Origin of the sequence: Streptomyces hainanensis (genome assembly GCF_004348415.1) — a bacterium.
Taxonomy (GTDB): Bacteria; Actinomycetota; Actinomycetes; order Streptomycetales; family Streptomycetaceae; genus Streptomyces; species Streptomyces hainanensis.
The window spans coordinates 1-4,404 of sequence record NZ_SMKI01000568.1; the positions used below are offsets into that span (position 1 = coordinate 1).

At 73.9% G+C, this 4,404-nt stretch carries 4 protein-coding genes; 2 read left to right on the top strand and 2 right to left on the bottom strand.

Going from position 1 to position 4,404, the window contains the following annotated elements; genetic code table 11:
• Nucleotides 1-372 (bottom strand): DUF948 domain-containing protein (locus E1283_RS32595; RefSeq protein ID WP_132821770.1); only part of this gene is annotated, 372 nt, incomplete at its 3' end.
• A 296-nt stretch (nucleotides 373-668) separates the two neighbouring features.
• Between E1283_RS32595 and E1283_RS32600 the strand changes: the two genes are divergently transcribed.
• Nucleotides 669-2,900 carry an ATP-binding protein gene (locus E1283_RS32600; protein ID WP_132821771.1) on the top strand — a complete coding sequence of 744 codons (2,232 nt, stop codon included), beginning with the start codon at nucleotides 669-671 and terminating at the stop codon, nucleotides 2,898-2,900.
• Here the strand turns inward: E1283_RS32600 and rpsD are convergent.
• Nucleotides 2,888-3,499, bottom strand: coding sequence for a 30S ribosomal protein S4 (rpsD, locus tag E1283_RS32605; protein ID WP_132821772.1), 612 nt, complete (start codon nucleotides 3,497-3,499; stop codon nucleotides 2,888-2,890). The two genes, E1283_RS32600 and rpsD, sit on opposite strands and share 13 nt — an antisense overlap.
• 55 nt (nucleotides 3,500-3,554) lie before the next feature.
• Here rpsD and E1283_RS32610 point away from each other — a divergent pair, with 55 nt between their 5' ends.
• On the top strand, nucleotides 3,555-4,379 hold the full coding sequence (locus tag E1283_RS32610; RefSeq protein WP_132821773.1) for a DUF2470 domain-containing protein: 825 nt from the start codon (nucleotides 3,555-3,557) through the stop codon (nucleotides 4,377-4,379).
• Nucleotides 4,380-4,404 lie beyond the last annotated feature (25 nt).

The following is a 4,404-nucleotide window of genomic DNA, read 5'->3' on the forward strand; positions in this document are numbered from 1 at the left end:
GCCCTGGGGGGCGGGGGGCGGCGCGGCGCGGCGCGTGGAGAGCGCCTGGCGCACCCCGTAGCCGAAGGCCGCGACCTTGACCAGCGGGCCGCCGAAGGTGGTGGCCACGGTCGAGGAGAGCGCCGAGGCGTTGGCGGCGACCTCCTGGACGTCGGTGGCGATGGTCTCCACCCGGTCGAGCTGGGTCTGCGCCGAGCGGACGGTCACGGACGCCTCGCCGAGCAGCGGCACGGCCCGCTCGGTCACGGCCGTGACCAGCGCCGTCGCCGCCCGCAGGGCCTGGGCGAGGCGGAACAGCGCCACGGCCAGGAACGAGACGAGGATCGCCCAGAAGACGGCCACCAGGAGGCCGGCCACCTCACCACCGGACACGAACGCACCGCTTCCCTCGGACGGGTTCCCTGCACGAATCCGACACGCCGACGCCGCGAGCCCATCGGGCGTGCGACGCGCGCCACGTCGGACGCCGCCCACCTGGGGACGGAGGCCCCGTTCCGCGTGTGGCGGCGAGAAACGACCCTATCGCGCCGGGCGCCCGGCCTCCTACCGCATTCCCTCGCCGCTGCCAAGGGCGGGTACGCGCGATTGTACGGTCTGCATATCCACCAGTACGCTGCGTGGTTATGTCAGGCTTTCAGGGCCCCGAGCCTGCGGCTCGGGAGACCCCAATGACCAGCCGCGCGGGGGGCAACCTCCCGGCCGAACTCACGGCCTTCGTCGGCCGAGGCGCCGAAGTCGGCACGATCAAGAGACAGTTGGCCAGGCATCGCCTGGTGACCGTGACGGGCGTGGGCGGCGTCGGCAAGTCCCGCCTCGCGCTGCGGGCCGCGCGCGAGGCCGGCGAGCGCTTCCCGCACGGCGTGTGGCTGGTGGAGCTGGGCACGGTGCGCGACCCCGAGCTCATGGAACACGCCGTCGTCGAGGCCCTCGGGATCACGGACCACTCGGGGCGGTCGCCGCTCGCCGTCCTCGCCGAACATCTGGCCGACCAGCGGCTGCTGTTGGTGCTGGACGGCCACGACCACCTGGTGGAGCCGGCCGCCGCGCTGGTGCACGAGCTGCTGCGTCGGGCCCCCCGGCTGCGGGTGCTCACGGCGGCCCGCCGGCCGCTCGCGGTGGCGGGCGAGCGGCTCCTCCCGCTGGCCCCGCTGGGCGCCCCCGCTCCACCGGACGACCCGGCGGACGACGAACCGGTGCCGCTCGGCGAGGCGGCCGAGCTGTTCGCCGAGCGGGCCGCCGCGGTGCTCCCCGCCTTCCAGGTGACCAGGGCCAACCAGCGGCTGGTCGCCGAGCTCTGCCACCGGCTCGACGGCATCCCGCTGGCGCTGGAGCTCGCCGCCGGCCGGCTGCGGACCCTCTCGCTCGAACAGATCCTGCAACGGTTCGACGACCGGTTCCGGCTGCTGGTCGGCGGGGTGCGCGGCGCGCCGCCGCACCACCAGACGCTGCGCACGGCCGTCGGCTGGAGCCACGAGCTGTGCAGCGGCCCCGAGCGGCTGCTGTGGGCCCGGCTCTCGGTCTTCGCCGGCCACTTCGACCTGGAGGCCGCCGAGTACGTCTGCTCGGGACAGGACCTGCCGGCGGAGGACGTCCTCGACGTGCTGACCGAGCTGGTCGCGCAGTCCGTGGTGAGCCGGGAGGACGCGCCCTCCGGGGTGCGGTACCGGATGCTCGGCACGCTGCGCGCCTACGGCGAGGACTGGCTGGCGGCCAGCGGGGACGCGCGCCGGCTGCGGCGCCGGCACCGGGACTGGTGCACCGGGCTCGCGACATGGTGCGAGCTCGAGTGGTTCAGCCCCCGGCAGGCGGAGGTCGCGGCCCGTGTCGAGGACGAACTACCCAACCTGCGGGCGGCGTTGGAGTTCACGCTCGACGACGAGGAGGACGGCAGGTTCGGGCTGTACCTGGCGGCCACGCTGTGGTTCTGCTGGGTGGGCTGCGGCCGGCTGGCCGAGGGCCGGCACTGGCTGCACCGGGCGCTGGAGACCGAGACGGACCACGAGGAGACCCGGCTCAAGGCCCTGTGGGTGGCCGGCTACGTGGCGGTGTTGCAGGGGGACACGGTGGCCGCGCTCACCGTGCTGCACGAGTGCCGGGAGGGCGCCGAGCGCACCGGCAACGCGCGGGCCGCCGCCTACAGCACGCACCTCACGGGCTGCCTGGCGATGGTGGGCGACGAGATGCAGCGGGCCGAGAAGCTGCTGCGCGAGGCGCTGGGGCGCTACGAGGAGATCGGCGAGCTCAACAGCAACGTGCTGATGGGGCGTTGCGAGCTGGCGATGGTGGTGGCGTTCCAGGGCGACCTGGCCGGGGCGCTGGCGATCTACGAGGACGTGCGGCAGGCGTGCGAGGACCACGGCGAGCGGTGGGCCAGGGCGTACGCGCTCTACGGCCTGGGCTACGCGGCCTGGCACCACGCAGACACGATCACGGCCAGGGAGCTGGTCGAGCAGTCGCTGCGCATCTCGTACACGTTCCAGGACATGGTCAACACGGTGCTGGCCATCGAGCTGCTCGCGGGGATCACGGCCACCGAGGGCGACCCGGTGGAGGCCGCGGTGCTCCAGGGCGCGGCGGCGCGCCTCTGGCGGTCGGTGGGCATGCCGTTGTTCGGCTCGGAGTACTTCAACTCGGCGCACACCATCTGCGAGCGGCAGGTGCGGGAGCGGCTGAGCGCGGCCCGCTACCAGCAGTGCCTCCGCGAGGGCGGCCTGCTCGACGCGGCGGCGGCGGTCTCCCGGGCGCTCGGCGGCCGGGGAGCGGCCGGCGGGCCGCCGGCCGCCGTCCCCGGCGGTCCCGGCCGGGCGTCGGTGGCCGAGCACCCGGCGCGGCTGCCGCTGCCCGCCGCTCCCCGATCCGACGGCGGGGAGCCGGCGGGCGGCGGGGGTCAGCGGGCGTAGTACTCGACGACCAGCTGTTCGTCGCAGATGACCGGGATCTCGCTGCGGTTCGGGTCGCGGTCGAGGCGGAAGGCCAGCGCCTCCAGGTTGACCTGGAGGTAGCGCGGCGTCTCGCCCTCGCCTGCGTAGCCACCCTCCCTGGCGACCAGGAAGGGGTGCTTGGCGCGGCTGCGCTCGCGGACCTCCACGACGTCCTCGGGGTTCACCCGGAACGACGGCTTGTCGACCTTGCGGCCGTTGACGGCGATGTGACCGTGCACCACCATCTGGCGGGCCTGGTAGATGGTGCGGGCCAGACCGGACCGCAGCACCAGCGCGTCGAGCCGGCGCTCCAGCTCGATGATCAGCGCCTCGCCGGTCTTCCCGGTGACCTTGCGGGCGCGGTCGTAGGCGCGGACCATCTGCCGCTCACTGATGTCGTACTGCGCGCGCAGCCGCTGCTTCTCCAGCAGACGGACCTTGTAGTCGCTGTTCTGCTTGCGGCCGCGCCCGTGTTCGCCCGGCGGGTAGGGGCGCTTCTCGAAGTACTTGACGGCCTTCGGCGTGAGCGCGATACCGAGGGCGCGCGACTTCTTGACCTTGGGACGCGACTGGTTCACGTTGAACGGACCTCCGTGTAAGTTAGGTGAGGCTTACCTTATCTGAGGAGTGCGCATGATTCGACCTGGGAGCCCTCGTTCCGACTCCGGACACCGAAGCCGAGGAGAGGGCCAGCCGCGTCCCGGTCACGGTGCTCGCCAGCCCACGGCCGCCGAGCGGGTGCGTACTCTCGTCGAGTCGAACGCCTCGGCGGCACTGACCATTCCGGGCGCCGAGCTGGGACACAGTGTGCCCGAATCGCGCGCCGTCTCGCCTGCCGGGGACGTGCTGCTCCTGGTCCCCGCCGACTCACCGGCCGCCAGGGCGACGCCATTTGCCCTGGACGACGACGTGACGGCAGTGATGGAGATCACGGACGTGGCGCCCGTCTCCGTCCCCCACCGGATCCGCGGCCGCGGCTGGGTGGCCGGCTGGCTCACCGCCGTCCCGGAGTCCGAACGGTGCGCCTCCGTCCGGCTGCTGGCCGAACGCCACCCGGCCGGCCCGGTCCCCGGGCCGGCGTGGACGCTCCTGTGCCTGGAGATCGGCGAGGCGTACACCGACGACCTGTGGGGCGCCGCCCACGTCGAACCCGACGAGTTCACCGCGGCCACCGCCGACCCGCTCGCGCCCCACGAGGCCGAGCTGCTGCAACACCTGGCCGCGGCCCACGGCGAACAACTGCGGTCCCTGTGCGCCCTCCTGGGCGACCGCGGCGCGGCGTGCGACGCCCGGCAGGGCGTCACCCCGCTCGCCCTCGACCGCCACGGCCTCCGCATCCGCTTCAGCACGGGCACGGCGTGCTTCGACGCGCGCTTCGACTTCCCGGCACCGGTATCCGACGTGGCCGACCTCCGCCACGCCATGCGCCAACTCTTCGAGGCGGCCGCCACGTCCTGACGGCGGCCAGTGGGTTCCCCCCCAC

What these genes read in the sequence shown, in the direction of transcription:
- E1283_RS32610 (WP_132821773.1), top strand. Translation starts at nt 3,555, where the DNA reads ATGATTCGACCTGGGAGCCCTCGTTCCGACTCCGGACACCGAAGCCGA.
- E1283_RS32600 (WP_132821771.1), top strand. Translation starts at nt 669, where the DNA reads ATGACCAGCCGCGCGGGGGGCAACCTCCCGGCCGAACTCACGGCCTTC.